Source organism: Geodermatophilus sp. SYSU D00697 (assembly GCF_054050175.1).
In genome coordinates this window covers 304,686-329,943 of the sequence record NZ_JBJGYV010000002.1, presented here as the reverse complement: position 1 = coordinate 329,943, position 25,258 = coordinate 304,686, and the positions used below count along the sequence as shown (strand labels likewise).

At 75.3% G+C, this 25,258-nt stretch carries 25 protein-coding genes; 12 read left to right on the top strand and 13 right to left on the bottom strand.

Features of this window, described 5'->3' with window-relative positions; all coding sequences use genetic code 11:
• Positions 1 to 34 precede the first annotated feature (34 nt).
• Complete coding sequence (locus ACI79C_RS03480) at positions 35 to 904, bottom strand: metal ABC transporter substrate-binding protein (RefSeq protein ID WP_456944214.1); 870 nt, start codon at positions 902 to 904, stop codon at positions 35 to 37.
• Positions 901 to 2,220, bottom strand: a complete 1,320-nt coding sequence (gene aztD / locus ACI79C_RS03475; RefSeq protein WP_456944213.1) for a zinc metallochaperone AztD — start codon at positions 2,218 to 2,220, stop codon at positions 901 to 903. The genes ACI79C_RS03480 and aztD overlap by 4 nt, the downstream gene beginning before the upstream one ends.
• A 106-nt stretch (positions 2,221 to 2,326) precedes the next feature.
• Here aztD and ACI79C_RS03470 point away from each other — a divergent pair, with 106 nt between their 5' ends.
• Positions 2,327 to 3,067 (top strand): alanyl-tRNA editing protein, encoded by a 741-nt coding sequence (locus ACI79C_RS03470; protein WP_456944212.1) that lies wholly within the window; start codon positions 2,327 to 2,329, stop codon positions 3,065 to 3,067.
• Between the two features lie 3 nt (positions 3,068 to 3,070).
• Here the strand turns inward: ACI79C_RS03470 and ACI79C_RS03465 are convergent, their stop codons facing one another.
• Positions 3,071 to 3,841 (bottom strand): DUF6308 family protein, encoded by a 771-nt coding sequence (locus tag ACI79C_RS03465; RefSeq protein WP_456944211.1) that lies wholly within the window; start codon positions 3,839 to 3,841, stop codon positions 3,071 to 3,073.
• Positions 3,842 to 3,954: 113 nt separating this feature from the next.
• On the opposite strand from ACI79C_RS03465, the gene ACI79C_RS03460 reads away from it, so the two are divergent.
• Complete coding sequence (locus ACI79C_RS03460) at positions 3,955 to 5,775, top strand: ExeM/NucH family extracellular endonuclease (RefSeq protein WP_456944210.1); 1,821 nt, start codon at positions 3,955 to 3,957, stop codon at positions 5,773 to 5,775.
• On the opposite strand, the gene ACI79C_RS03455 is transcribed toward ACI79C_RS03460, so the two are convergent.
• Entirely contained in the window at positions 5,772 to 6,941 is a 1,170-nt protein-coding gene (locus ACI79C_RS03455) for an alkaline phosphatase (RefSeq protein ID WP_456944209.1), read from the bottom strand. The two genes, ACI79C_RS03460 and ACI79C_RS03455, sit on opposite strands and share 4 nt — an antisense overlap.
• Positions 6,942 to 7,166: 225 nt before the next feature.
• On the opposite strand from ACI79C_RS03455, the gene ACI79C_RS03450 reads away from it, so the two are divergent.
• Together ACI79C_RS03450 and ACI79C_RS03445 are read left to right on the top strand one after the other, a co-directional pair.
• Positions 7,167 to 8,333: a polysaccharide biosynthesis protein gene (locus ACI79C_RS03450; protein ID WP_456944208.1), complete on the top strand. Its 1,167-nt coding sequence runs from the start codon at positions 7,167 to 7,169 to the stop codon at positions 8,331 to 8,333.
• Positions 8,330 to 9,505, top strand: a complete 1,176-nt coding sequence (locus ACI79C_RS03445; protein WP_456944207.1) for a glycosyltransferase family 2 protein — start codon at positions 8,330 to 8,332, stop codon at positions 9,503 to 9,505. The genes ACI79C_RS03450 and ACI79C_RS03445 overlap by 4 nt, the downstream gene beginning before the upstream one ends.
• Positions 9,506 to 9,535: 30 nt before the next feature.
• On the opposite strand, the gene ACI79C_RS03440 is transcribed toward ACI79C_RS03445, so the two are convergent.
• A complete protein-coding gene (locus ACI79C_RS03440; RefSeq protein WP_456944206.1) occupies positions 9,536 to 10,573 on the bottom strand; it encodes a glutathione S-transferase family protein in 1,038 nt (345 codons plus the stop codon).
• 37 nt (positions 10,574 to 10,610) lie between these two features.
• Positions 10,611 to 11,033 carry a DUF1810 domain-containing protein gene (locus ACI79C_RS03435; RefSeq protein ID WP_456944205.1) on the bottom strand — a complete coding sequence of 141 codons (423 nt, stop codon included), beginning with the start codon at positions 11,031 to 11,033 and terminating at the stop codon, positions 10,611 to 10,613.
• Positions 11,034 to 11,111: 78 nt separating this feature from the next.
• Between ACI79C_RS03435 and ACI79C_RS03430 the strand changes: the two genes are divergently transcribed.
• Positions 11,112 to 12,194 (top strand): DUF3048 domain-containing protein, encoded by a 1,083-nt coding sequence (locus tag ACI79C_RS03430; protein WP_456944204.1) that lies wholly within the window; start codon positions 11,112 to 11,114, stop codon positions 12,192 to 12,194.
• A gap of 160 nt (positions 12,195 to 12,354) precedes the next feature.
• Here ACI79C_RS03430 and ACI79C_RS03425 read toward each other — a convergent pair whose 3' ends face one another.
• The gene (locus ACI79C_RS03425; RefSeq protein WP_456944203.1) at positions 12,355 to 14,265 is read right to left on the bottom strand and encodes a S9 family peptidase; all 1,911 of its coding nucleotides are present in this window, start codon (positions 14,263 to 14,265) and stop codon (positions 12,355 to 12,357) included.
• Positions 14,262 to 14,414: a hypothetical protein gene (locus ACI79C_RS03420; RefSeq protein WP_456944202.1), complete on the bottom strand. Its 153-nt coding sequence runs from the start codon at positions 14,412 to 14,414 to the stop codon at positions 14,262 to 14,264. The genes ACI79C_RS03425 and ACI79C_RS03420 overlap by 4 nt, the downstream gene beginning before the upstream one ends.
• 173 nt (positions 14,415 to 14,587) lie before the next feature.
• On the opposite strand from ACI79C_RS03420, the gene ACI79C_RS03415 reads away from it, so the two are divergent.
• A complete protein-coding gene (locus ACI79C_RS03415) occupies positions 14,588 to 16,036 on the top strand; it encodes an AAA family ATPase (RefSeq protein ID WP_456944201.1) in 1,449 nt (482 codons plus the stop codon).
• Between the two features lie 96 nt (positions 16,037 to 16,132).
• Positions 16,133 to 16,603 carry a hypothetical protein gene (locus ACI79C_RS03410; RefSeq protein WP_456944200.1) on the top strand — a complete coding sequence of 157 codons (471 nt, stop codon included), beginning with the start codon at positions 16,133 to 16,135 and terminating at the stop codon, positions 16,601 to 16,603.
• 157 nt (positions 16,604 to 16,760) lie between these two features.
• Here the strand turns inward: ACI79C_RS03410 and ACI79C_RS03405 are convergent, their stop codons facing one another.
• Entirely contained in the window at positions 16,761 to 17,642 is an 882-nt protein-coding gene (locus ACI79C_RS03405) for an SAM-dependent methyltransferase (protein ID WP_456944199.1), read from the bottom strand.
• A 150-nt stretch (positions 17,643 to 17,792) separates the two neighbouring features.
• Here ACI79C_RS03405 and ACI79C_RS03400 point away from each other — a divergent pair, with 150 nt between their 5' ends.
• The gene (locus ACI79C_RS03400; RefSeq protein WP_456944198.1) at positions 17,793 to 18,170 is read left to right on the top strand and encodes a YybH family protein; all 378 of its coding nucleotides are present in this window, start codon (positions 17,793 to 17,795) and stop codon (positions 18,168 to 18,170) included.
• A gap of 9 nt (positions 18,171 to 18,179) precedes the next feature.
• On the opposite strand, the gene ACI79C_RS03395 is transcribed toward ACI79C_RS03400, so the two are convergent.
• A complete protein-coding gene (locus ACI79C_RS03395) occupies positions 18,180 to 19,610 on the bottom strand; it encodes an amidase (RefSeq protein WP_456944197.1) in 1,431 nt (476 codons plus the stop codon).
• A 106-nt stretch (positions 19,611 to 19,716) separates the two neighbouring features.
• Positions 19,717 to 20,481, bottom strand: a complete 765-nt coding sequence (locus ACI79C_RS03390) for an alpha/beta fold hydrolase (RefSeq protein WP_456944196.1) — start codon at positions 20,479 to 20,481, stop codon at positions 19,717 to 19,719.
• A 99-nt stretch (positions 20,482 to 20,580) separates the two neighbouring features.
• Between ACI79C_RS03390 and ACI79C_RS03385 the strand changes: the two genes are divergently transcribed.
• The gene (locus ACI79C_RS03385) at positions 20,581 to 20,961 is read left to right on the top strand and encodes a hypothetical protein (protein WP_456944195.1); all 381 of its coding nucleotides are present in this window, start codon (positions 20,581 to 20,583) and stop codon (positions 20,959 to 20,961) included.
• Positions 20,962 to 21,179: 218 nt separating this feature from the next.
• Positions 21,180 to 22,019 carry a hypothetical protein gene (locus ACI79C_RS03380; RefSeq protein WP_456944194.1) on the top strand — a complete coding sequence of 280 codons (840 nt, stop codon included), beginning with the start codon at positions 21,180 to 21,182 and terminating at the stop codon, positions 22,017 to 22,019.
• A 343-nt stretch (positions 22,020 to 22,362) separates the two neighbouring features.
• Here ACI79C_RS03380 and ACI79C_RS03375 read toward each other — a convergent pair whose 3' ends face one another.
• Positions 22,363 to 22,986: a hypothetical protein gene (locus tag ACI79C_RS03375; RefSeq protein WP_456944193.1), complete on the bottom strand. Its 624-nt coding sequence runs from the start codon at positions 22,984 to 22,986 to the stop codon at positions 22,363 to 22,365.
• An 85-nt stretch (positions 22,987 to 23,071) separates the two neighbouring features.
• The gene (locus ACI79C_RS03370; protein ID WP_456944192.1) at positions 23,072 to 24,139 is read right to left on the bottom strand and encodes a transglycosylase domain-containing protein; all 1,068 of its coding nucleotides are present in this window, start codon (positions 24,137 to 24,139) and stop codon (positions 23,072 to 23,074) included.
• Between the two features lie 110 nt (positions 24,140 to 24,249).
• On the opposite strand from ACI79C_RS03370, the gene ACI79C_RS03365 reads away from it, so the two are divergent.
• Entirely contained in the window at positions 24,250 to 24,822 is a 573-nt protein-coding gene (locus ACI79C_RS03365; protein ID WP_456944191.1) for a TIGR03086 family metal-binding protein, read from the top strand.
• A 113-nt stretch (positions 24,823 to 24,935) separates the two neighbouring features.
• Positions 24,936 to 25,253, top strand: coding sequence for a DUF3303 domain-containing protein (locus ACI79C_RS03360; RefSeq protein ID WP_456944190.1), 318 nt, complete (start codon positions 24,936 to 24,938; stop codon positions 25,251 to 25,253).
• Positions 25,254 to 25,258 lie beyond the last annotated feature (5 nt).

The following is a 25,258-nucleotide window of genomic DNA, read 5'->3' as shown; positions in this document are numbered from 1 at the left end:
CTGACCTGCGGGTACGAGAGTTCCGGGCGGTCCCTCACCCGCCGTCGCAGACCAGCCCTCGCCGCAGCGCCGCCAGGTTCTCCCGCATCAGGCCCAGGTAGTCCTGGTCCTCGGCGACCCGTTCCACCGGGTGCAGCACGTCGGTCGCCACCCCGAGGTCGCCGGCCAGTGCCGCCGCCGTCGCCGAGGAGGCGGCGGCGTCGAAGAAGACCGTCCGCACCCCGGTCTCCCGCACGGTCTCGGCCACGTCCCGCAGCCGGGCCGGGGTGGGTTCGACGGCCGGGTCGATGCCCGCGATCCCCACCTGCCGCAGGGCGTGGCGCTCGGCCAGGTAGCCGTACGCCTCGTGCCCGGTCACCAGCGTGGCGCCCCGGCAGGGGGCCAGCGCGGTCGCGTACTCCCGGTCGAGGTCGGTCAGGGTCGCCTCGACCGCGGCGACGCGGGCCTCGACGTCGTCCGCCACGCCGGCATCGAGCTCGGCCAGAGCGGCGCCGACGTCCCGGGCGACGGTGGCGAGCCGGAGCGGGTCGAGCCAGAAGTGCGGGTCGCCCGCGAGGTCCGCCACCGGGGCGGCGTCCACCAGTCGCCCGGGGGGCTGCTGGTCGAGCGCCGCGTCGACGCCCGGCTGCAGGCCGCCGGAGAGGTGGACGACGAGGTCGGCCTCGGCCAGCCCGACGACCTCGGCGGGCGTCGGCTCGAACCCGTGGGTGTCGCCACCGGGCGGCACGAGGCCGGTGACGGCGACGTCCGGACCGGCGACCTGCTCCGCGACCCACTGCAGCGGATGGGACGTCGCGACGACGGCGACCGGACCGTCCGCGTCCCGCGCCGCCGCTCCGGTGCAGCCGGCCAGGGCGGCCGTCGCGAGCACGCAGACGACGGCGCGGGTGCCACGCGCGGTCACTCGGCGTCGTCCTCCTCGTGTGCGCCCTCCTCGTGGCCGGCCTCGGCGTCACCGGAGACGCCCCGCAGCTCGTTCGGCGTCACCTCCAGCGGCGCGCTCTTCCAGACCTCGCCGCCCTCGACGTCCACGGCGTGGACCTGCGTGCTGGCGGGCTCGGTCACGTAGGCCATGCCGTCGACCACGGAGACCTGGGGGTGCGGGTCCTGCCAGTCCTCGGACTCCTCCCACGGCGCGGTGACCGGGATGGAGCGGGTGATCGCGCCGCTGGCCGGGTCGATGACCTGCAGCGCGCCGTCGTAGGTCAGGACCAGGCCCTCACCGTCGGGCCCGCGACCGAAGGAGCGGTACCAGTACGGCGCCGGCAGGTCGACCAGGCGCAGCTGCGCGGTCGTGGTGTCGATCAGCGCGATGGTCCGGGAGCGGTCCTCCGCGCTCCGCTCGTAGTCGCCGAGCACGATCGGGGAGTCCTCGGTGCCGAACTGGTTGCCGATCCGGCCGTACCCGTCCGGGCTGTCGATCTTGGTGAGCCGGCCGCCCGCGTAGAGGACGGCGCCGTCCTCGCAGCCGATGACGACCGCCTCACCGGCGGCCACGGTCTCGCCGTGCACGTTGGGGCAGTCGTCCCGGGCGGCGATCTCCTGGCCGTCGGCGTCCAGGACGCGGACGCCGGAGCGCTCGTCCTCGGTGCCGTCGGAGACGAGCACCCGGCCGTCCTCGAGCTCGACGGCGACGCCGTGGTGTGCCGCCGGCGTGCTGAACTCGCGCTGCTCGCGGTCGGGGTCGGCGACCTCGGCGCTGTCGAACGCGGTGACGTCCCCGGTGCCGTCGTCGAAGAGCACCGTGCGGCCGGCGTGCGACACCACGTGGCCGGGCTCCTCGGCCGGGAACACGAGGTCGGTGAGCTCCGGCTCGGCCGTGTAGTAGTGCGAGTGGTCGCCGTGCGGCTCGGCCCAGGCGCCGGCGTCGAGCACCCGGAAGCCCCCCTGCGTGGAGACCAGCAGGTGCCGGCCGTCCCCTGCCGGGTTGAGCCGGCCGAAGCCGGGCAGCGGCTCGTCGGCGAGCACCTCGAGGGTCGTCGCGTCGAGGACCTGGACGCCGCCGTCGTAGGTGATCGCCAGCCGGGGGGCGTTGGCGCCCACCTCGAGCGCGGAGGCGTCCTCGGGCTCGTGCCCGTCACCGGGGGACGAGGGGCTCGTCGGGGCCGGGGCCGCGGACTCCGCGGTGCCCCCGGACGCGCACCCGGTCGCCACCGCGAGCGGGAGGACGGCGGCGACCAGGGACACGCGGCGGGGGACGGGGGACGGGAGGCGGTTCACGGGAACTCCTCGGTCGGGGACGGAAGGCCCCGACGTTAGCAACAACGACAATCATTCTCAGTAGGCGGGGCTGGTCGTCGCGCTGGAGGTTGGGCAGCATGCACGGGTGACCAGCGCGACCGACCGACACGGACACACCCACCGTCTCGACCTCGCCGACGCCACGGTGCGGGAGTGGGACGCCACCGTGGTGGCGGCCGACCCCGAGCAGGGGATCGTCCTCGACCGCAGCGCCTTCTACCCCGGCGGTGGCGGGCAGCCGCCGGACGAGGGAGTGCTGCTGTGGGGCGGCGTCCGCACCCGGATCGCGGGCACCCGCAAGGGCGACGAGCTCTACCTGGTCCCGGTGGAGGGGGACCCGCTCCCACCGCCCGGCACGGCGGTGCGCGGCGCGCTGGACGACGAGCGGCGCACCCAGCTGATGCGGACCCACTCCGGCCTGCACGTGCTCACCGGCGTCGTGTTCCGCGACTTCGGGGCACTGGTGACCGGCGGCAACATGGAGCCGCTGACCGCGCGGATGGACTTCGACCTCGCCGAGGTGCCGCCGGACTTCAAGGACCGGGTCGCCGAGGCGGTCAACGCCGAGATCGTCGCCGACCGGCCGATCGAGGTGAAGACGCTGCCGCGCGAGGAGGCCTTCGCGATCCCGGACGTCATCCGCACGGCCACCAACCTGCTGCCCCCCGACATCGAGGTCGTGCGGATCGTCGACATCGTGGGGCTGGACACCCAGGCCGACGGCGGCACGCACGTGGCGAGCACGTCGATGGTGGGCCGGGTCGAGGTCACCAAGATGGAGAACAAGGGCCGCGGCTTCCGGCGGCTGCGCGTCCGGATCGTCTGACGCTCACGCCTCCCGCGCGGCCCACTCCACCGTCTCCCGGCCCAGGGCGACGGCGTGGGTCAGCCGCAGGCTGCCGGACAGCCACACCAGGACGTCGTGCAGCCGCAGCCGGCTCAGCGGGACGCCGCCGGTGCCGACGAGCAGCCGGGACACCGTCGCCTCCAGCGTGTCGAAGGCGTCGACGGCGGCGACCAGCTCGCGGTGCACGACCGCCTCGACCCCGCTGTCGCCCTCCTCGAGGTGGGGCATCAGCTGGCGGCGGGTGACCGCGTCGACCAGCGGGAACAGCTCCGGACGGCGGTGGTGCAGGGCCGCGACCAGGTGGGGGCGCTGCGGCCCGGCCACCCGTTCCCCGATCGCGCGGAGGGCGGCGCCCACCGTGCCGGGCTCGCCCAGCACCGACAGCTCGTCGGCGGGCAGTTGCCAGAACGCCCGGCCGGCGGCGCGCTCGGTCGCCTCGTCGGCGAGCGGGGAGACGTCGTCCATCGCGGTGCGGACCGCGGCCCACGCCGCCGGGTCGAGCCGCCCGTGCAGCCCCTCGGCGGTCAGGACGTCGTCGTCCCCGAGCGGGCCCGTCCCCCGCGGCCGGCGGTCGAAGCGCTCGTAGGCGAACGCCGGGACGCTCACCCACCGGCCCTCGGGGCGGCCGATGGAGCGGAACCACAGCGGCCGGCGGCCGCGGGCGTAGCCGAGCACGGCCGCCACCGCGGTCTCGGCGGAGAGGGGGTCGGGGCCGGCGCTCGGCAGGCGGAGGGGAGGACTCCCGTCGGGCACCACCCCAGCCTGCTGGACGCGGACCGGTCGCACAGCGTGGCGCGCGGGCGGTCGGCGGGTTCCCTACCGTGGGGAGCGCGCCCGCTGTCGCTCCCCCGACGGAAGGAGCGTCCGTGCTCCCGTCCTCCGCCCGCCGGCGCGCCACCCTCGGCGCCGGGGTCCTCGTCCTCGCCGCACTGCCGGCCGCCCAGGCGGTCGCCGCCGACTGCGCAGCCCTGCCGACCGCCGAGATCGGGGAGGTCCAGGGCGCGGGCGGGGCCACGCCGCTGGCCGGGCAGCAGGTCACCGTCCGCGGCGTCGTCGTCGCCGACCTGCCCGGCTTCTCCGGCTTCTCCGTGCAGGACCCGGACGGGGACGGCGACGAGGCCACCTCCGACGGGGTCTTCGTGTACAGCCCGGTGCCGGTGGCCCTGGGCGACGACGTCGCGGTCACCGGGGAGGCGCAGGAGTTCAACGGCCAGACGCAGGTGAGCGCCCCGGCCGGCGTCACCGTCTGCGCCTCCGGGACCGCCCTCCCGGCCCCCGCGGCCCTCGACCTGCCCGCCGACGACACGACCCGCGAGCGCCTCGAGGGCATGCTCGTCGAGCCGGCCGACGTGCTGACGGTGAGCGACGTCTTCGACCTGGTCAGCTTCGGCGAGCTGACCCTGTCCGAGGGCGGCGTGCTCGTGCAGCCCACCGAGGTGGCCCGGCCCGGCCCGGCCGCGCAGGCGGTGGCCCTCTACGACGCGCGGCGCGCCCTCGTCCTGGACGACGGGACGAGCGCGCGGGTCAGCGTCACGACCCGCCCGTACCTGTCCCCGGCGACGCCGGTGCGGGTCGGCGACGCGGTCGCCTTCACCGAGCCGGTCGTCCTGGGCTGGGGCTTCGGCCAGTGGCGGCTGCAGCCCGCCGACGGCACCGCGGCCGGCGTCTTCGCCGCGCAGGACACCCGCCCGGGCGCGCCGGACGACGTCGGCGGCGACCTGCGCATCGGTGCGTTCAACGTGCTCAACTACTTCCTCACCCGCTCCGGCCCCGACGCCCGCGGAGCGCGCACCGACGCGGAGTTCGAGGAGCAGGCGGCCAAGGTCGTCGCGGCCATCGACGGCCTCGGCGCCGACGTGGTGACCCTGCTGGAGGTCGAGGACACCGACTCGACCGGCCTCAGCCCCGGCGACGCCGACCGCGCGCTGGCCGACCTCACCGGGCGGCTGACCGGGCGCACCGGCGAGGAGTGGGCGTACCTGCCGCTGCCGGCGGAGCTGTACGGCGTCGAGCGGGACGCCATCCGCAACGCGATCGTCTACCGTCCCGCCGCCGTGACCCCGGTCGGCGACCCGGTCGGGCTGGTCGACGAGGCGGTGTGGGGCAACGCCCGCGAGCCGGTCGCGCAGGGCTTCTCGGCGGGCGGCGAGGTGGTCACCGTCGTCGCCAACCACTTCAAGTCGAAGGGCTCCGCGGAGGGGGCGACCGGCGACAACGCCGACACGGGGGACGGCCAGGGCGCGTGGAACGGCGACCGGGTGCGGCAGGCCCGCTCGCTGGCCGGCTTCGTCGAGGACCTCGCCGTGACCGACCCCGACGTCGTGGTCCTCGGCGACCTCAACGCGTACACGCGGGAGGACCCGGTCGAGGCGCTGCGCGCGGCCGGCCTCACCGAGCTCGGCGAGCGGTTCGACCCGGGGCGGTACAGCTACGTGTTCGACGGCCGGTCCGGCTCGCTGGACCACGCACTGGCCACGCCGTCCCTCACCGCGCGGGTGACCGGGCTGGCGCACTGGAACGTCAACGCCGTCGAGTCGTCGGCCTACCAGTACGACGGCGACCCGGCCCTCTACGCGCCCGACCCGTACCGCTCCAGCGACCACGACCCGCTGGTGCTCGGCGTCGACCTCGGTGCCGAGGGCCTGGCGGCAGGCGGCGACCCGCCCGGCACCGCACCCGGCTGCTAGCCGAGCAGGGCCTCCCGCATCACCTCGTGCAGGTGGGTGTTCGGGTAGGTATCCGCCAGCTGCTCGCTGCCCGGCCCCTCGGCGGTCACCGGCGTCGGCGCCCCGGTGTGGCCGTCGGTGCTCCACCGCAGCACGAAGGTGTCCTGGCTCCCGGCCACGGGGAAGGGGCCGTCGTCCCCGTCGGACCCGGCCCGGGCGGCGTTGCCCATCTCGACGCCCAGGCCGCCGGTCTCGTGGTCGCCGGTCACGACCAGCAGCGTGTCTGGGTGCGCGGCCACGTGGTCCCGGACCACCTGCACCGCGTCGTCCAGCGCCCGCATCGCCGCGAGCAACCCGGCCCCGGCGTTCTCGTGGCTGGCGGAGTCCACGCCCTCCTCCTCGACGAGCAGGAAGAAGCCGTCCGGGTCGGCGGAGAGCCGGTCCAGCGCCGCGGCGGTCATCTGCGCGAGGGACACGTCGGCCGGCTCGCCGTACAGCTCCTCGTCGGCGAACAGGCCGAGCAGCCGGTCGCCGTCCGCGGCCGCGAGCCCGGCCGCGTCGGTCACCGCCGCGTACCCCTGCTGCCGGGCGGCGCCCAGCAGGTCGCCCGACCGCCAGTGGGCCGCCCCGCCGCCGAGGACCACCGAGGGCCCGGTGTCCTGCAGGTACTGCCGGGCGACGTCCTCCTGCGCGTCGCGGTCGGGGACGCTGCTGAAGAACGCCGCCGGGGTGGCGTCGGTGACCTGGGAGGTGGTCACCAGCCCGGTCGCCAGGCCGGCCGCCCCCGCCTCGGTCCCGAGCGGGGTGAGCGGTCGGCCGTCGCGGTCGACGCTGATCGCGCCGTTGCGGGTCGTCACGCCGGTGGCCCACGCCGTGGCCGCCGCCGCGGAGTCGGTCACGTCGGTCTCGGCGGGGTCGGGGTCGGTCGTCTGCTCCCCGGCCACCGGCAGGGAGTCCATGGCCAGCCGGCCGCCGGCGCCCTCCTGGTCCAGCCGGCCCGCCTCGCGGTGGGCGGCGGCCATGCCGTCGCCGACCACCAGGACCACGCTGCGCGGCGGAGTCCCGCTCTCCGGTGCCGTCGTGGGGGAGGCGGACGGGTCGGCGTCGGGCGCGTCGGCCTCCGGAGGTGCGGCCGTGCACGCGGACAGGAGGAGGAGTGCCAGGACGACGGGAACGGGTCGGCGCACGGTCCCATGCTCGTGCGCGGAGGCCTGGGGAGCCTGGCGGGAGGACGGCGGTCGGCCACCCGGCGGGTGGGCAGCGGGTGACCTGGGGTCGTCCGGCCGGGTGGTGGTCGTCCGCCGTTCGGGTGGCGGGCGATGGTCTCGCGGTGACCGGGCGTGTTCGGGTGGCGGAGGCGTCTGGTCCGGGGGGATCAGACCGCACGCCGAACCATCCACGGGGGAAAACTGTTGTCTCTGTCGTCTCTGCATGCCCACGTCCCGTCGCCCGAGGAGCTCCTGGGCCGCGACCCGGAGCCCGTCCTCGGGGACGGCGCCCGCCGACTGGTCCACGGCCGGCGCATCCTCGTCACCGGTGCCGGTGGCTCGATCGGCAGCGAGCTGGTGCGCCAGGCGGCGAAGCTCGGACCTGCGGCGATCTACCTGCTCGACCACGACGAGTCGTCGATGCACGCCCTGCAGCTGGAGCTGCGTGGCCACGGCCTGCTGGACGACGACCGGGTGGTCCTCGCCGACGTGCGGGACCGGCTTCGGCTCACCAGGCTCATGGCCACGCTGCGCCCGCACGTCGTCCTGCACGCGGCGGCCCACAAACACCTGCCCCTCCTCGAGCGGTACCCGGCCGAGGGGGTGAAGACCAACGTGCTCGGGACCGCGAACGTCGTGTCCGCGGCGGTGGCCGCGGGCGTCGAGTGCTTCGTCAACGTCTCGACCGACAAGGCCGCACGTCCCACCTCCGTCCTGGGCGCGACCAAGCGCGTCGCCGAGTCCGTCGTCGCGGCGCACGCCGGCCGGGGCACGAGGCTGGCCTCGGTGCGGTTCGGCAACGTGCTCGGGAGCCGGGGCTCCTTCCTGCCGTCGCTGGCGTTCCAGGTGCGGGCGGGGCACAGCGTGACCGTCACCGATCCGGAGGTCACCCGCTTCTTCATGACGATCCCCGAGGCCGCCAGCCTGGTCCTGGAGGCTGCCGCGATGGCCGACCGGGGTGAGACCTACGTCCTGGACATGGGCGAGCCGGTCAGGATCGTCGACCTGGTGCAGCGCTACCTCCACGCGGTCGGCGCCGAGGACACGCCGATCGTGTTCACCGGGCTCCGACCCGGCGAGAAGCTGCACGAGGAGCTCACCGACGACGCCGAGTGCAGCCGGGCGACCGGTCACCCCCTCATCAGCGTGATGGAGGCGGGCGAGGAGGTCCGGTCGGACCTGCTCGCCCGGGCCGACGCGATGTTCGAGTTGTGTGGCTCGGGGGACGACCGCGCGCTCCGGCACGCGCTCAGGGACCTCCTCCCCGCAGACGCCGTGCCGGCTCCCGCGGGCGTCGGCCGCCTGCCCCGGCCGAGGTCGGCCCACCACGACGCCGGCGTCGGCGCCGCCCCCCTGCGGGTGTCCGCATGAGCCTCCCGCTGTGGGTCCTGTCCCTGCTGGTGGTCCCCCTGGCCGTGGTGCTGGTCGACACGGTCGCCGCCCTCCGCGGCCGCTCGGCGCGGGCGGCCGGAGGAGCGCCGCCGGTCGAGGACTTCGAGGTCGTGGTCCCCATCTGGGGGTCGGTGGCGCACCTGGTCAACGTCGACTACCTGTCCGGGTACGGGCAGCGAGTGGTCCTGTGCACCACCACGCGTGAGACGCCCGAGTTCATGGCGGCGCTGCGCGAGATCGCCGTGCAGCACGGTTTCCGGGTCTTCACCGGGGACGTGGACACGCCTGCCGGTGCCCGAGGCGGCACGACCCGGCAGACCTCCGGCGTGATCCGCGACCGGCTGGTCCGGGACGTGCACGCCGTGCTGACCGCCCGGTACGTGGTCTGCATCGACGCCGACACCCGTACCCGGGAGCCTCTCGGCGTCCTCGTGGGGCAGGTGGCCGCCCGCCGGCTGGACCTCGTGTCGGTCCGTGTCGTGCCGTCCAACACCACCTCGTGGCTGGGACGCCTGCAGGCCCTCGAGTACCACGCCGCCATGCGGCTGCGGCTGGCCATGCCGTGGCTGGTCTCGGGCGCCTGCCACGTGGCACGCAGGGAGGCGCACCGGGAGATCATGAACCGGCACTCGTTGTTCTTCCAGGGCAACGACGTGGAGCTGGGGTGGCTGGCCGAGCGGCTCGGGCTGCGCGTCGGCCACGTGCCCTTCGAGGTCCTGACCGTCGTCCCCGAGACCCTGCGCAGCTGGTGGCGTCAGCGCTTCGCCTGGGCCGGTGGCGAGGTGCGGCTCGTGCTCGCCAACCCGCAGCTCGTGACGCGCCACCCGCTGCTGTGGGTCTACGTCGCCGGAGTGGCGATCGCCGGGACCCCGTGGCGGTGGCTGGGCATCACGCACGCCGGGTGGGTGCTGGCGGCCACCTACGCGTGCTACCTCGTCGCCCTCGCGGTGATCCACCGCGGACGACGGGACGCCTGGCTCCTGGTGTACCCGGTCTACGCACTCGTGAGCAGCCTGGTCCTGGTGCCGCTCGGCCTCGTGTCCTACGCCCGCATGGCCGTCCGGCACCGGAACGCCGGCCTCATCCGGGTGGCCCCGCGCCACGTGCCGGCCGCCCGGAGCGCGGCGGCGTCACCGGTCTCCGTCGGCTGAGTCCGCGGCATCGGTCACTGCTGGCGGGGTTCAGCGGTGGCCGATGCCGCCCGGCCCGTGGTCGGCGGGGACCGTCTCGTCCTCCGGCGGCGGTCCGGGCGGGGTGCCGTCGCCGAACGGCGACCCGCCGAGCTCCTCGCGGCCGTGCGGGGTCAGCCAGTTCGACGTGTCCGGCCCCTGGGGGATCACCTGCGTCGGGTTGATGTCGGCGTGGACGACGTAGTAGTGCTCCTTGATCTGCGGGAAGTCGATCGTGTCGCCGAACCCCGGGGTCTGGAACAGGTCGCGCGCGTAGGCCCACAGCACCGGCATCTCCGACAGCTTCTGCCGGTTGCACTTGAAGTGGCCGTGGTAGACGGCGTCGAACCGGGCCAGCGTGGTGAACAGCCGGACGTCGGCCTCGGTGATCGTCTCGCCCATCAGGTACCGCCGGCCCGACAGCCGCTCGGTCAGCCAGTCCAGCGCGGTGAACAGCCGGTCGTAGGCCTGGTCGTAGGCCTCCTGCGACCCGGCGAAGCCGCAGCGGTACACCCCGTTGTTGACCTCGGTGTAGACCCGCGTCATGACGTCGTCCATCTCGTCGCGCAGGTGCCCCGGGTAGAGGTCCGGGGCGCCGTCGCGGTGGTAGGCCGTCCACTCGGTGGAGAGGTCCAGTGTCATCTGCGCGAAGTCGTTCGTGACGGCCTGCCCGGTGGGGACGTCGACGATGGTCGGCACCGTGATGCCGCGGTCGTAGTCGGGGAAGCGGGCGAGGAAGGCCTCCTGCAGCCGCTCGTAGCCCAGCACCGGGTCGCGGCCGCCGGGGTCGAGGTCGAAGGTCCAGCTGCGCTCGTCGTGGGTCGGCCCGCACATGCCCATCGAGATGGCCTTCTCCAGGCCCAGCAGGCGGCGCACGATGACCGCCCGGTTGGCCCACGGGCAGGCGCGCGCCACCACCAGCCGGTAGCGGCCGGGCTCGACCGGCCAGCCGCTGGAACCGTCGGCGGTGATCCGGTCGGGGATGTAGGTCGAGTCCCGGTCGTACTCGCCGCCGGTGACGTAGCCCGATCCGCTCTGCTCCTCGCTCACGGTGCCCAGCTTGATCGACGGGGCGGCCGTCCGCGCGTCAGAGGCGAGTGAGGGTCGCCTCGTCGGGCTGCCCGTCGAAGAACCGTTCCAGGACCTCGCCGAAGACGGCGGCCTCCGGCTCGGCGCGGGCGAACAGGGTCATCGACGAGCGCAGCTTGAGCGCGTCCACCGGCCCGAGCACCCGGACGGCGTCGCTCGTGCCCAGGTCCAGCAGCGCCTGCGCGCACTCGACCAGCCGCGGGCCGAGCACCGGGTGGTCGAGGTAGGCCTGCGCCTCGGGCAGTCCGGAGATCGCGTAGTGCTGGGCGGCCGGGCTGCGGCCCAGGCCCGCCACCTGCGGGAAGACGAACCACATCCAGTGGCTGCGCTTGGCGCCCGCCCGCAGCTCGGCCAGCGCCTGCTCGTAGGTCCCGCCGTCCTGCGCCTGCACGAAACGGTCGAGGTCGAAGGGGTCGCTCACGCGAGCTGCGGTGTCCACCGCGGGCCCGCGTCAACCACCGCGGTGTCACAGCCGTGCCGGCCTGCCGATGAGGTGTCCGTGAGCATCGAGGGGAGCCGTGCCCGTCGCGCACGGGATCGGGGACGGCGTCGGCTCGGAGCGGCGCTGCTGGCCGGGGCCGTGCTGGGGACGACGGTCGCCTGTGGCGCGGACACCCCGACGGAGGCGCGGGCCGCGACGGGCTCGCCCACCGCGACGACGCCCCCGCCGCCCCCGCCCATGCTGTGGCCGCTGACCGGGGTGGACAGCGCCGGTGCCGACGTCGACCGGCCCGCCCTCGCCATCAAGGTCGAGAACTCCGTCGACGCCCGCCCGCAGACCGGCCTCAACGCCGCCGACATGGTCTGGGAGGAGGTCGTCGAGGGCGGCATCAGCCGCTACGTCGCCGTCTACCACTCGACCCTGCCGCCGACGATCGGCCCGGTGCGCTCGGTGCGCCCGATGGACCCGGCCATCGCCGCGCCCCTCCACGGGCTGCTGGCCTTCTCCGGCGGCCAGGCGCCCTTCGTCGAGGCCACCCGCGCGGCCGGCCTCCAGGTGGTGGACCCCGGGACCGGTGCCGGGTTCTCCCGGGTGAGCGACCGCGTCGCGCCGCACAACACCTACGTCGACCCGACCGCGCTCCTCGGCCAGGCCGACGCCGCGCACCAGGCCCCGCCGCCGCCCCAGTTCGAGGTCGCCGCGGGCCAGGAGCAGCCCACCGCGCTGACCGACGGCGCCCCCGCGGCCGCCCTGGACCTCACCCTGTCCCGGATCAGCACGCCGGGCTGGACCTGGAGCCAGCCCGACAACGCCTGGCTGCGCGACGAGGACGGCACGCCGGCGGTCGAGGCCGACGGCACCCCGCTGCGCGCGGTCAACGTCGTCGTCCTGCGGGTCGACGTCGTGGACACGCAGTACAAGGACAGCGCCCGCAACCCCGTGCCGGAGACGGTCATGGTCGGCGGGGGAGAGGCCCTGGTCGCCACCGGCGGGCGTACCGTGCCGGTCACCTGGTCCAAGGGGTCGGCCGACGAGCCCGTGCGGCTCACCGGCCCCGGCGGCCAGCCGGTCCGCCTCGCGCCCGGCAGCACCTGGGTCGAGCTGGTGCCCAACGCGACGGGCTCGGTCGCCCTCAGCTGACGGGCGCGCCGGCCGCCCGGACGCCGGCGGCCGGGTGGTTCCCCGCGGGTGCTCGTGCTCTGCCTGCACCGGGCACGCAGAGCACGAGCACCCGCGGGCACACGGTCGGTCCCGCCGGACCCGTGCCCGGCCACGCAGGTGGCGAGGGAGGTCTCCGGTGCTACGCCGCCGGTTCGGCGGGCACCTCCGCGGGCGGGCGGGGCCGGGCGAGCGCGCCGGCCAGGAAGCCCAGCATCGTCCGGGTGAGCAGCTTGCGGGAGTCCGCGTTCCGGAAGACGTGCCCCTCGCCCTTCAGCTCCAGGTACTCCACCGGCCGGTCCAGCGCACGCAGCGCGGCCACCACCTGGTGCGCCTCACCGATCGGCACGTTGGTGTCGTGCTCGCCGTGGACGACCAGCAGCGGGACGTCGATCCGGTGCGCCGAGGCCAGCGGTGAGATGTCCTCGAGCAGGGGGCGGTCGCGCTCGGGGTGGCCGTACTTGGTCACCGCCGCCGCGGCGATCCACGGCTCGCTGTCCCGGTAGAAGGACAGCAGGTCGGACATGCCGCAGACGTCGACCCCCGCGGCGAACACCCCCGGCGAGAAGGCCAGCGAGGTGAGGGTGAGGTAGCCGCCGTAGGAGCGGCCCGTCACCGCGATCCGCCCGGGGTCGGCGATGCCGGCCTCGACGAGGTGGTCGGCCGCGGCGAGGACGTCGGCGAACGCGTCGTACCGGAGGTGCACGTCGTCGGCGTGCACGAACTCCCGGCCGAAGCCCGACGAGCCGCGGATGTTGGGCGCGAAGACGGTGATCCCCGCGGCGGCCAGCGCCTGGTGCTGCGGGGAGAAGGTGGGCCGCTCCTGGTCCTCGGGACCGCCGTGCAGGTACAGCGCGACCGGTCCGGAGGACTTCAGCCGGCTCGGCGCCCGGTACAGCCAGCCGGTCAGCGGCAGCCCGTCCCGGCCGGGGAAGCTCTCCAGCGTCGGGACGACCAGCCGCCGCTTCGGCAGGGGCGGAGCCGAGGTGACGCGGGTCCAGGCGTGCGTGGTCGTGTCCAGGTGCCACAGCTCCCGCGGGCGGGTGGGCCCCTGCACACCCAGGACCACGCTGGAGCCGTCGCGGCTGAGCACCGGGTCGGCGGCGACCAGTCCGGGCAGGCCCGTGATCGGGGTGCGACCGCCCGTGGCGGTGTCCATCAGCTCGAGCTCGCTGCGCCCGGCGACGTTCCACACCAGCAGGAGCAGCGTCCCGGCGTCGTCGGCGTCGATGTCCTCCAGCTCGGCGTCGTCGCGGGCCGCCAGGGTGCGCGGTTCCCCGCGCCAGCCGTTGGGCCCGAACGGCAGCCCGATCAGCTGGCGGCGGGGGAGACCGACGTCGGAGGCGAGGTAGACGTAGACGGGGCCGCGGTGGTCCTCCGGCGCGGGCCGGATGAGCGCCACCTCGGTGGACCCGGTCGCCCCGTGGGGCAGCGCGCTGAAGTCCTCGTCGGTGAGCCGGTCAACGACGGAGACGTACTGCTGGCCACGCTCGCCGTCGCGGATGACGATGAACCGCTCCTCCAGCGACACGTCCAGCACGTGGATCAGGCCGCCCGCGGCCAGCGGGTCCAGCCGGCCGGTCGCCGGGTCGGCCAGGTACGCCCGGGTCGGCGCCCCGGGCGTGGCGCCGGGGAAGGTGACGACGAAGCGGTGCCCGCTGCGGGTCCAGGGGCCCAGCTCGGCGTGGGTCTCGGAGTCCCCGGCCACCCGGCGCGCGTCGGTCCCGTCGGGCCGCACCACCCAGACCGCCGTCCGGACGCCGCCGTCGGTGGCCACCTCGCAGGTGAGCCAGCCGCTGTCGGCGGCCCACCGGACCGAGACCACCGGGTCGTCGGAGAGCCGGATGTGCCGGGCCGGCGGGATCGGGCCGTCGAGGACGACCTCCTGGATCCACACCTGCGGCGTGCCGGAGCGGTCGCTGATGAAGGCGACGCAGCGGCCGTCGGGGGTCATGTTCGGACCCCAGCTGCCCCACGCGTCGACGAGGTCGTCGGCGAGGGCGGCCGCGGTCTCGACGGTCGCCCGGTCCACGTCGCCCTGGGTCGTCGTCACCGTGCCAGGTCCTCCACCTTCCGCAGCTCGATCTCCAGGAGCGCCCGCCGCCCCGGCGCACGGGAACCGGGCGTCGTGCGCATGACGTCCGGCCCGCGCAGCATGCGCTCCACCCCGCCCGACCGGAACCGGCCACGCCGATCGGCCACCGGGCCGAGGGGGCGCCGCGCGTCCGGTGTCCACGGTACGGGCTGTCGAGCGTCGGACCCCCGGCACGGGGACCTGCTCCGTGCGCCGCGGCGCCGGGTGTCCCGGTCGCGGCAGGAAACCGCTGGTCGCGGGGTCGTCGTCCTGCCAGGCTGCCGCGGTGAACAGGGGATGGGTGGCGTACGGACCCGCGGCACCGGAGGGCCCTGCACCGGTCGACGACCGGCCGCTGGAGCTGGCCGACCTGGGCAAGCTGGCCCGCCGCGGCGTCCGGGCGGTGACCCGCGCGGCACGGGCCGACGACCGGGTCACCCTCGCCTCGCTGCTCGGCGACCACCTCGGCGACGCCGCCGGCGGGGACGTCGCCGAGGAGACCTGGCCCGCCTACGAGCACGTCAACGTGCAGGCCGGACTCGACGCCTGGCTGGCCACGGGCGGGCGCACCAGCGAGCTGGTCGGCATCGTCAACTTCCGGCACCGGCCCTTCGGCCTGGCCGAGCTGCTGGCCATGGCCGGCCAGCCGGCCGACCCCTTCGGTCCGCGGCCGGGCAACGCCGCCACGGTCAACCTGCCCTGCGGCCCGGACGGCGAGACCCGGCCGTGCCTGCGGTGCGCGGTGCACCTGGTCAGCGAGGACGACGTCCGGACGGCGGTGCTCGTGCGCGCCGCCGAACCCGAGACCGGCATCGACCGGGTCTCGGTGCAGGCGCTGTCCACCGACCCGGACGCCGCGCGGGCCGCCGTCCGCGGCATCCGGGCGGCCGCCCAGCGGGAGAACGTCTTCCGCGGTCAGGTGCTCTCCTTCGACCAGGAGGTGTTCGGGCACGGTCAGACGCTGCTGCGGTTCTCCCGCCGGCCGCGACTGGAGCCCGGGCAGCTGGTGCTCGGCGCGGACACCCTGGCCGGCATCGAGCGCCAGGTCGTCGACGTCGCCCGGCACAAGGAGCGGCTGCTCGGTGCCGGGCAGCACCTCAAGCGCGGGCTGCTGCTCTACGGGCCGCCCGGGGTCGGCAAGACCCACACCGTGCGGTACCTGATGGGCCGGCTCCCGGGCACGACCGTCGTCCAGCTGACCGGCAGCGCGATGCACCTGGTCGCCGAGGCGTGCTCGGTGGCCCGGTCGCTGCAGCCGGCGATGGTCGTGGTCGAGGACGTCGACCTGATCGCCGAGGACCGCGGCATGCACCCCGGCCAGCACCCGCTGCTGTTCCAGCTGCTCAACGAGATGGACGGGCTCGCCGAGGACGCCGACGTCGTCTTCCTGCTCACCACCAACCGCGCCGACCTGCTCGAGCCCGCCCTGGCCGCGCGGCCCGGCCGGGTCGACCAGGCCGTCGAGCTGACCCTGCCCGACCGCGACGCCCGCCGCGCGCTGTTCGACCTCTACCGCGGCGAGCTCTCGATGGACGTCTCGGGCCTCGACGAGGTCCTCGACCGGACCGACGGCGTCACGGCGTCCTTCCTCAAGGAGCTGATCCGCCGGGCCGCGCTGTTCGCCGCAGAGCGGAACGGGGACGGCGCCCTCGCCGTCGACGCGGCCGACCTGGCCGCGGCGCTGGACGAGCTGCTGGGCACCCGCAACGCGATGACGCGCATCCTGCTGGGGGCCGGCCGCGCCGTGTGACGGTGCTGCGAGCCGGGACGCACGACCCTGTTGGCCCGGGCGTGTCGCGGGACGAGAATGTCCAGTCTCGGTTCCCCGGAGAGTGGGAGTGCGCCCGTGCCCGACTGGATCACCGGTGTCGCAGCGATCGCCGCCCTGCTGGTCAGCGCCATCACTGCGCTCACGCAGTACCGACTCGGACTCGAGCAGAAGGTGCTCGAGTCCCGTCAGATCGAGCTGGACGCGCACCGGGCGGCGGGTGCGGCTCCGTCGGGGGTCGATGCCGCGATCCGGTGGCGGGAGCAGGTCCTCGCGCTGCACGACCGGGGGCTCAGCCCGGATGAGATCCGCTGGATCCTGTGCTGCGCGGACGGGGGTGTGCGCGACGAGGAGCGGAACGGGATCGTCGACGAGGTCGTCGGCAACGTGCCCCGCGTGCCGCCGGCGGGGATGGTGCCGGCCCCGACCTGCAGCGAGCACCGCCGGCTGCCGCGACCCGAGGGCCGGATGCGGGCTCTGGGGCACCAACCCCACCCGTTCGACGTGGGCCCCTCCCAGTGGCGGACGCCGGACGTCCACTCCGCGTAGGGGACCGGGCCCGCCACCGGGTTCCTGGAGGAGTCGCGCGCTGCGTGCGCCGGGCGTCGGCGCGGAAGGGACGGCTGCCGGGCGGAGGGGTGGTCCCCGGGGGAGTCGTGCTCTGCGTGCGCCAGGTGCGCAGAGCACGAGCGTCCGCGGAGCGACCTCAGCGGCGGCCCGCGTAGAGCCGCACCGGTGCGGCCCAGCCGCGCGGTACCTCGGTCACCTCGGACAGTCCGGCGTCGCGCAGCAGGTCCAGCAGCTCGGCCGGCTGCCACGGGTGGCCGCCGCTGCGCACCGTGCGCAGGTCGCTGAGCAGCTGCCCGAGCCGGTCCGGCCCGCCGGCGAACGTGCCCGGCAGCAGCCAGCCGCCGGGGCGCAGCGCCCGGCAGGCCGCGCGCAGCACCTCGGGGACGGCATCGCGCCGGAGGAACGGCATGGGCAGCCACACGACGTCGAAGGTGGCGTCCTCGTCGAGGGCCGCGGCGTCCTGCAGGCGCAGGTCGATCCGCTCGGTGAGCCCGGCGTCGGCGCGGTTGACCTTGGCCAGGTCCAGCGCCGGCTCGAAGACGTCGATGCCGGTCACCTGCAGAGCCGGGTACGCCTGGGCCAGCGCGATCGCGAGCCAGCCGGTGCCGGTGCCGACGTCGAGCAGGGTCGCCCCGGGGCGGGCGAGGGCCTCGGCGAGGCCGGGCAGCACCGGCTCGGCGGCGCGGACGGCGCCGGCGATGCCCATCGACAGCCGGCCGATGCTCTGCAGCAGCTGCTCGTCGACCCGGTCCCAGCCGCCGGCCCGTCCGGGGTCGTCGACCAGGTCGACCGCCTGCCGCAGCCACGTGCGGGCCAGTCCCACCACCGGCGCCGCGGTCGCGGGGGTCACCCCGTTCCCGCCGAGGAGCTCGGCGGCGACGTCGGCGAGCACGGACCGCACCGCCGGGTCGGCCGGCAGACCCTCGGTCTCGATGCGGACGTGGGCGGCGAGGGCGGCCAGTGCGTCGGTGGCCACGCCGAGCTCCACCGCCCGGGTCATCAGTGCCTCGGCAGCCATGGCCGGACCTCCGCGGTGGCCCCCGGGGGACGGGGACGTGCCGGCCCAGCCTCCCGCCGCACCGACGCAGGCACAACGCCCTTCGGCCCTTGTCGTGCCCGCCCGGGTGCCCCGACCCTGGGGGCCTCTCTCCCCGTCGAGGAGGCCGTCATGAGCCGCAGGGACATCGAGGCACTGAACGACACGTTCGTGCAGGGCTGGGAGAAGGGCGACGCCGCGGTGATCGCGTCGGTCTACGCGCCCGACGCCCGGCTCCTGCCACCGGGGGCGCCGGCGGTGTCCGGCACGGCCGCGATCGCCGACTTCTGGAAGTCGATGCTCGACCAGGGCGTCGACGGCGGGTCGCTGACCACGGTCCTGCTCGAGGAGCGCGACGACCTCGCCGTCGAGGAGGGCGAGTACCAGGTGAAGGCGGGCGGCTCGGTCGTCGACGCCGGCAAGTACGTCGTCGTCCACCGGCGGCAGCCCGACGGCTCCTGGCGTCTCTGGCGGGACATCTTCAACTCCGACCAGCCGCCGACCGGCTGACCCCCGCGGTCAGCGGGCGAGCACCGCGGGACGCCGGTCGGCCCACGGAAGCGCCTCCTCGAGCAGCGCGGCGAGCCCGAGCAGCGTCTCCTCGCCGGCGTACCGGCCGACCAGCTGGACCCCGACCGGCCACCCCTGGGGGGACGGGTGCCCGGGCACCGAGATCGCGGGGGTCCCCGTGACGTTGGCCAGCGCGGTGAACGGCGCGAAGGCGAAGATCCGGTCGTACCAGCCGCGGGCGTCGAGTGTCGGGTCGTTCGCGTCCAGGTGGCCGATGGCGGTGTTGGGTGCGGCGGTCGTCGGGGTGAGCCAGGCGTCGTAGCCGGTGAGGAACCGCGCGAGCGTGCGCGTGGTCGCGTTGAAGACCCGGTCGACCGCGTACATGTCCAGCGCGGTGAGGGTGGCGCCGTACTCCGCGCAGGCCAGCGTCGTGTGCTCGAGGACCTCGGTGGACAGCTCGACGCCCAGCGCCCCGGCCGCGCCGTACGCGCCGTCGGCCAGGAAGCTGCACCAGGCCTTGAGGTTGGCGTCGTCGAACGCGGCGACGTCGACCTGCGGCGCGGCCTCCTCGACGGTGTGCCCGGCGGCCTGCAGTGCCTCGGCCGCGGCCCGCACCGCGTCGACGCAGGCGGTCTCCACCGGCACGCCGTTGGGTGCGGCGGTGCTCATCGCGATGCGCAGCGAGCCGGCGGGCGGGCGTGCGGCGGCCAGGAAGGTGGTCTCCGGGGCGGGGAGCAGGTACCGGTCACCGGGTTCGGACCCGGCGACGGCGTCGAGCAGCCCGGCCGCGTCCCGCACGGTGCGCGTGACCGCGAACTCGATGCCCAGGCCCAGCAGCGGGTCGGAGTAGTCGGGTGCGACGGAGACCCGCCCGCGGCTGGGCTTGAGGCCGACCAGCCCGGAGGCGGCGGCCGGGATGCGGATGGACCCGCCGCCGTCGTTGGCGTGCGCCACCGGCAGGGCGCGGGCGGCGACGAGCGCGGCCGACCCGCCGCTGGAGCCGCCGGGGGAGCGGGTGGTGTCCCAGGGGTTGCGGGTCGGGCCGTTGGCGACCGACTCGGTGCTGGCGTTGAACCCGAACTCCGGCGTCGCGGTGAGGCCGACGGCGGCGAGGCCGGCGGCGCGGAAGCGGCGCATCAGCGCGGTGTCGTACGGATACGGGACGCCGGGCCCCAGCATCCGGCAGCCGGCCCGCTGGGGGATGCCCTCGGCGTGCAGCACGAGGTCCTTGATGGCGAACGGGACGCCGGCGAACGGGCCGTCCTCCGCCGCGTCGAGCGGCTTCTCGAACAGCTCGCCGACGAGGGCGTTGAGCTCGCCGTTCACCGACTCCACCGCGCGCTGCGCCGTCGCGTGCACCTCGGCGGCGGAGACCTGGCCGCTCCGGACCAGCTCGGCCAGCCCGGTGGCGTCGTACCCGGTGTACTCGGAGACCTCCACGGTCGCCCTCCTCGTCCCGCGGCGGGCTCCTCTGCCCGCGCCCGGGCCGATGCTGGCACCGACGCGGCCGGCGGCACAGGGCCTCCTTCGTCCCGAGGGCCGCCCGTCACGCCGTCGCGCGGGCCAGCTGTTCGATGGGCTCGGACCAGGCCGCCGGCGTGGTCCAGACGAAGCTGTGCGCGCCGGGCACGGTCGCCAACCGGCCGTCAGGGGCGAGCTCGCTCAGCTCGCGGGCCCAGTCGACCGTGCAGATGCGGTCGTGGTCGCCGTGGAGCACCAGCACGGGGACCGGCACCTGCGGGACGACGTGCTCGAGGGCGTCGGCCAGGTGGACCCGGAGCGCGTGCCGCACCCGGCGCAGGCCGGCCCGCTGACGTTCGGGCGTGTGCTGCTCGTCGAGGCTCCTCGGCTCGAACGCGGAGTTGCGGCGCCAGGCCAGCAGGATCCGGCGGGTGCTGCGGAAGCGCGGGTCCATCGTCGGGCTGGCCAGGACGAGTGCCCCGACGGCCTGCGGACGGCGGACCGCGACCCGGGCCGCCACCTGGGTGCCGCTGGAGTGCCCGACCAGCACCACGCGCTCGAGGCCGCTGGCGTCCAGCCACTGCACGACGGCGTCGGCGAACTGGGGGACGTCCATGGGGTGCGGCGGCTCCCCGCTGCCGGAGAAGCCGGGCAGCTCGACCAGGTGCGCGCGGGTCCACCTGCCGAGCTCGCCCAGGGCCGGCTGCAGGTAGTTGGCCACCGCCAGCCCCGGGACGACGACCACCTCGGGGACGCCCGGGCGCGGCGTCCCCACGACCCGGCTGCGCACGACCCCCCAGGCCGTGGGCTGGAACGACAGGGTGACGTCGGGCGGCACGGAGGCCGGCATGGCCCGACGCTAGCAACGCGTGCCGGTGCGCGGGGGCGGCGTTGCTGGTTGACTGCGGCGCGAGCCCAGGCGTTGGGGTCGACCCGAGGGGGGATCGCCGTGGCGACGACCGTCGCGACCACGTCCAAGCAGTCGATGGCGAGGGCACTGGGTGCCGCAGGGGCGGCCTTCGGGCTCGCCAGCGTCCTCGCGCCGCGGGCGGTCGCCCGGTCCTACGGCGTCCCGGTCACGCCGGCCGGCCTGCAGCTGCAGCGGCTGTTCGGCAGCCGGGCGCTGGCCGTCGCCCTCCTGGCACTGACCGCGCGCACCGACGAGGAGGTCGACCGCGGCCTGGCCGTGGTGGCCGCGACGAACGCGCTCGACGTGCTCACCGCGCTGGGTGCGGCCCGCGGAGCCGGGCGGGCCACCTCGGTGCGGGCGATCGGCAGCTCGCTGGCCTACGGCGCGGCCGCGCTGGCGATCCGCTCGATGCGGGACTGACCGCTCCGACGGTCGCCGGTCGGCGACCCCGCGGCGGGCGCCGGGCGAGGTGTGCCGGGGTCGCTGGGCCCGCTGACGGCCTCGAACGCCGCGTGCACCTCACCCCGTGGGGGGACGTGGGCGGCCTGAACCGGTCCCGACGCTCAAGGAGCGCCGGGTGTGGCCGAGAAGTCGCGTGATGAGGAACCACCGGGTTCCCTTACACGTGAGGAGCTCCCATGGCAGGGTGCGGACACATCTTCTCGCAGCCGGGCTGCCCGTCGTGCGCGGCCGGCCGGGCGACGACGGCGCAGGACCAGCGGGCCGCCGGCCTGATGTACGCGCAGGCGCAGCTGGACCAGGCGGCGGAGACGAACTCGCGACTGGCGGAGCTGAACGCGAGCGCACAGCGGCAGGAGGACCTCGCCCGGGCCCAGATGGACCAGGCGCGCCGGTTCCAGATCGCCCAGTGGAGCCAGACGCCCGACGGCCAGGCCTACACCGCGTGGGCGGCCGCCGCCCCGCACGTCCTCCAGGTCATCGACCACGCCGACCAGACCTGGGCACAGGCCTGGCGGGATGCTGTCGCCGAGCGGGTGTCCCCGGAGGCGATCGAGCCGCGGCGCCTCCTCCTCGGCCGTCCTGCCGTCGGGATCGCCCTGGTCGTGGCCGTGCTCATCGCGAACGGGATGACCGAGGGCTTCTGGCAGGCCGTGACGTTCGTCGCCTTCTTCGCCTCGATCGTGGCGGCTGTCGTCATGGCCGTCCGGCAGAAGCGGATCGTGCGGGCGGCGCGCGCCGAGCGGACGGCGGTCTACGGTTTCGACCCGTTCACCGAGCCCGTGCCGTCCTGGTCGACGCAGCGGGACCCCGCTGAGCTCCGTGCGGCCGTCCACACCGTCCTCGCCGCCGGCCCCGAGGCGTTCCCGGCTGCACGGAGCCTGCCGCCGCTGACCCTCCCCGAGGTCGAGTCGCACATCTGGCCGAAGCCGCTCGACGTCGTCAGCGCGGGGCTGACCGCCGTCGTGGAGGTGGCCGACCAGCGGATCGCCGCTCTGCGCGCGAGCGCGTCGGCATAGGGCGACAGCCCCACGAGCACGGCGGCGCCCCCGGTCCCGCGGAACGGGACCGGGGGCGCCGCTGCCTGCTCGTCGGGGAGCGTCCGACCGGCCCCGGCCGCACTCCGGGGACCCTTCCCCTGCGGATGCTCGTGCTGTGCGTACCTCTGGCATTCAGAGCACGAGCGTCCGCCGGGCCCTGTTCTCCCCGGGAGCTCGTGCTCTGCGTACCTCTGGCATGCAGAGCACGAAGGTCCGGTGGGGCACCTTTCTCCCCGGGAGCTCGTGCTCTGCGTGCCTCTCGCATGCAGAGCACGAGGATCCGGGGAGGACCAGGTGCGGCCCGGGGTGGCCGGAGGCCCGGTCAGACGGTCTCGGGTGCCCGCAGGTGGGCGATGGCGAGGTCCATCTCGGCGACGTCGACGATCTTGGCGCCCATGGCCCGGGCGAACTGCTCGCGCAGCGACCGCGCGTGCCGGCGCACCAGACCGAGGGCCTCACGGCTCTCGAAGCTGGTGACGCTCACCGTCCGGCCCTGCTTCCGGTCGACCAGCATGCTCAGGCTGCAGAAGCCGGGCAGCTCCTGGAGCTTGGGCATCAGGTTGCTCCGATAGGCCTCGAGCAGGTCGTCCACGTGGTTGTTCGGGATGCGGGCCCAGGTGACCTGCGCGCCGGCGCCGTCCCCGGACGGGCGGTCCCGGTGGAGGATCGCGATCTCCCACTGGGCCACGTCGGCGTGGGAGCCGCCGAGCACCTGCAGGAGGTGCTCCTGGACGGCGCGGTCCTCCTCGGCGGTGGCGCGCATGGCCCGTTCGTCGGCCCACGCCGTCGCGACGACGCAGCGGCCGCCGTCGTGGTCGGCGAGCACGGACAGGCCGACGCAGCCCTCGGTCTGCGAGATGCGGGGCAGCACCTCGTCGCGCAGGTAGGTGACGGCGTCGGAGATGGTGTCGGGGTTGCCTCGGATGCTGGTGGATCGCGCGTACAAGCGGTCGCTCCTCCCGGTGTGGCGGCGCCCCTGGGGCCCTGTGATGGCGCTCACCTTCCCGCCGACCGTTCGGAGCGGCAAGCGGTCAGGCGGTGCCCTCCGCGGCGATCAGGTCGGCGACCGCCTGCGGACGGGTCGAGCAGTCGTCGTCCGAGGCCGGCTCGTCGGCGGCGAGACCGGTCAGGCCGAGGTCCTCGACCGGCTTGAACCCGCGGGCCTCGATGTGCCGCGGCACCCGGTTCTGCGCGTTGATGACGTGCGAGCGGGAGAGCCAGCCCATGCCGTCCTCGACGTCGAAGTCCAGCCCGCCGCCGGGTGCGCGGCGGACGTGGCCGGGAGAGGGAAGCAGGCCGACGATCTGCACGGCCTGGGCGACCGGTAGCTCCTGCGGCGGGGTGTCGAAGTAGTACCAGCTGGCGGCGCAGACGCCGTAGAGGGCCGGTCCGAACTGGGCGTAATTGACGTAGAGCTCGAGGATCCGGCGGGTGTCGAGCAGGTAGGCGACCTCCATGGACAGGCCCGCCTCGACCGCCTTGCGCCAGGCGCTCATCTCCTGGTTGAGGAACAGGTTCTTCGCGACCTGCTGGGGGATGGTCGAACCCGACGGGTCCTCCTCGCCGGCGAGGTGGGCCTGCGCGCGGGCCATCAGCTCGTCCCACTCGAAGGCGCCGGAGCGGTAGGGGAGCTGGGCGTCCTCGTGCGCGACGACCGCGGCGAGGAAGTTGCGCGAGACGTGCTCGATCGGGACCGACTGCTGGACCACGTCGCCGGGGTTGGCGGCCATGAAGGCGGTGGTCGGCGGGTCGATCCAGCGCAGCGACAGGACCATCACTGCCTGGACGACGGCGACGACGGCGAGCACGCGGGTGATGCGCCGGACGAGCCTCCGCCCCCGCCAGGGCGCCCGCCCCCGCCGGGGCTCACGATCGAGGCGCTCGGGCCGACTGCTCGGCTCCGGCATGACGCGCTGCCACGGCCGGCGCCGCGGGCGCTCGGTGTCGGGCGCCGGGGCGTACGGGCCGGGAAGCGCGGCGTCGTCCCCGGGGTACCGGGGGTCGGGCATCCACGGGTCGTCGGGGACCCAGCTCGGCTGCGAGCTGCGGATGCGGCGGAAACGTGCGGTGGGCCGGCGGTCCGGCGGGACGTGGGCCATGGGCCTGGAGCACTCCCTGGTCGACGAACCGTCATCGTACGGCTACAGACGGTCGTGCCGGGTGACGCCGGTGACTTCCGGGCCGTCGCGCGGTCTGACCCTGCATGCGAATGACGCAGCTGGACCTCGGTCCGCAGGCACAGGTCGTCAAGCGGGTGGTCGCCGGCATCCGGGAGGACCAGCTCGGCGCACCGACGCCGTCCGACATCCCGGTGGCCGGCGTCCTCGACCACCTGGCGGGCCTGACGCTGGCGTTCCGGATGGCGGCGGAGAAGACGCCGCTGCCGGGCGCTCCCGAGCCGTCCGCGGACGACCTGACGCCGGACTGGCGCACCCGGATCCCCGCGCAGCTCGACGAGCTGGTGGCCGCGTGGCGCCGTCCGCAGGCCTGGGAGGGGACCGCCGAGGCCGGCGGGGTCACCATGCCGGCGCACGTGGCGGCGGCCGTGGCGCTCGACGAGGTGCTGGTGCACGGCTGGGACCTCGCCGTCGCCACCGGCCAGGACTACGCGGCCGACCCGTCGTCGGTGGAGGCGGCCACGGGCTTCGCCGAGCAGGTCGCGGCCGGTCCGGTGCAGCCGGGACTGTTCGGCCCGCCGGTGCCCGTGCCGGACGACGCCCCGCCGCTGCACCGGCTGCTCGGCCTCACCGGCCGCGACCCGGACTGGCGCCCGCCGGCGTAGGGGCGCGCAGGACCTCGTCCTCTACAGGCCTGCCCGCCCCGGTGGGAGCCTGCTCGCACCGTGACCACGGCAGGGTCACGCGAGTGGCCCTCCCGGGACGGAGGAGGCACCCGATGGGCCAGGTGTACCTGCAGCGCTTCGTCTACCGCGACGGCGCGAGCAAGGCCGAGATCGACGCGGCGTGGGCCGAGGCGTTCCGGTCGTTCGCGAAGTCCGGCAACTGGGGCGGGGTCGAGCGCGGCGTGACCCACCACAAGACGTGGGGCACCAGTTGGGGTGGCTACATCCTCGTCGAGGTGGACGACCCCGAGGCATTCGTCGCGTACCAGACGCACCACCTGCAGAACTACGGGCACGCGGTCCACATCACGTTCGAGCCGGTGTACGACATGGACGAGGCGTTCGCGAGCACGGTCGCCGCCGTGCGGTGACCCGG